This is a genomic window from Sphaerospermopsis sp. LEGE 00249 (genome assembly GCF_014299995.1).
Taxonomy (GTDB): domain Bacteria; phylum Cyanobacteriota; class Cyanobacteriia; order Cyanobacteriales; family Nostocaceae; genus Sphaerospermopsis; species Sphaerospermopsis kisseleviana.
This window is the reverse complement of record NZ_JACJUZ010000160.1, coordinates 1-1,788: the sequence shown is the minus strand read 5'-3', so window position 1 is coordinate 1,788 and position 1,788 is coordinate 1. Positions and strand designations below refer to the sequence as shown.

The following is a 1,788-nucleotide window of genomic DNA, read 5'->3' as shown; positions in this document are numbered from 1 at the left end:
AAACCCACATTCCGCACCCTGATCTGGCACATAGAGAAATTACGGAAATAAGAAAGGAAACTGAGCCTAAAAAATCACATATTAGCGAAAAAATACATTGTTGAAAAAGAAAAACACCAAAAATGCCATCAAAACCCATTCTCAATAAGGAGCAATAAGAATGAATACTACCAAGAGGAGTCAATAGATAAATAAAAGAAGATATTTAAGATAGAGATTATAAATTAGACTAATAAGTTGAAGCAAAAAACAAAATTGTAGACATAGTAAACTTGAGCTATAAATCAAAGAAATTAGCTCATTTTCACTCATAGAAATTAAATTAATAGAGATAATAATTAGGTGACTAATTGATAGTAACGTAAACAATCATCTGGTAAAAGACGCAAGATAAAATCTCTGTCTTTATTCCAATTATAAATATGTTCCTCCTGATTGAGTGTAACCAAATGAATACACTGAAAGCATTGAAAAATCCACCGTAAAGTAGGGCGGTCAGTTGCTTTACCTAATTGATTTTTAATGGTTGATTTAGACTCTTTTAGAGCATTTCTAATTTGACGTTGAGCCAAAGTATAAACCAGTAGACATAAACCCATAATCATTCCCAGAGACTCTATTCTTTCAGGACTTTTGAGGAAAATACTGTCGGCAAAAAATAATGGGTCTTTGAGAAAACCAAACCCTCTTTCACATGACTGCTGGGCTTTATATTCACTGAGCATAGAATCATCACTAAGTTCCTTTGAATCTAAAACATTCGTAGCAATAATAAACCGCCCTGCACTCAGCAATTCTGTATTAATCTTACTTTCATCTTCGGAAACTGTAGCTGATATTTGGTAAGATATTTCTTGTGGAAAATCTTTGGTCTTAGATTTGACTTGAGTAACCTTACTTTCGTTAATTTGGTGATATTTAAACTGTTTTGATAATTTTGATAATGGCTTGATAGCATCTGCTTCACAAGCAAATTCTTCTTGTGATAACTTTTTCAATTCTTGTACAGCTTTTGATTCTGCTTTGGTAATTTTTTGGGTGAGCTTACGCAGGTCTGATTCTCTTCTTTCTTGACTTTGCACTACTAGCCATCTTTGTTCTATTCCTGCATAATTTTCTTGCTAATTCTTCTAATTCTTGGTTATCTCCTACTTTTTGACTCTCAAATATTACTTCTGGTAAGCTAGTGTTATACAGCCCATGTACGTGCATTGATGATGAGTCTAGATGTGAGGTTGATAGTGATACTCCAAATCTTTGTGCTGCTTTTAAGGCAATGATAAAAAAGATGGTATCTAATCCTTTTATAAATAGTTTATCCATGACTCTCCCCAGTTTATCGTCGTTGAGATATTCTGGTTTTACTCCTGCTCCTATTAGATGTTCACAGGCTATTGTTTCAAAATATTCGGGAAACATATATCACGGTTTGGAGACAAATCCTAAACCGTTTATTATCATGGCTTTTACTACTTGACCTGCATTTACTTTTTCGCCTTTTTCGACTCCTATTAATTCATTTATTATTTCTACTATTCCTATCGCGTCTATTATTCCTGCTACTATCCCTAGATGGTCTATGTTCTGAATTTCTATTTCTTGAGGTTTTAATTTCACAACAGTTTCCTCTACTTGTCTATTGTGATTCTCTCATTTCTTGCTTTCTGAACAATGAATTTTTTTCCTATTGAATCTTCTCTCTGTGTCCCGTTACGAAGTTTCACTTTCTCACTCCATACCCAGCTTAATGCTATTTACTCTCATTAAGCCTCTTAACTTTTAAGTTAC

At 33.4% G+C, this 1,788-nt stretch carries 1 pseudogene; it reads right to left on the bottom strand.

From position 1 onward, the window contains the following. Positions 1 to 338 precede the first annotated feature (338 nt). Positions 339 to 1,617, bottom strand: a pseudogene (locus H5968_RS24875) (IS1634 family transposase). Between the last annotated feature and the right edge of the window lie 171 nt (positions 1,618 to 1,788).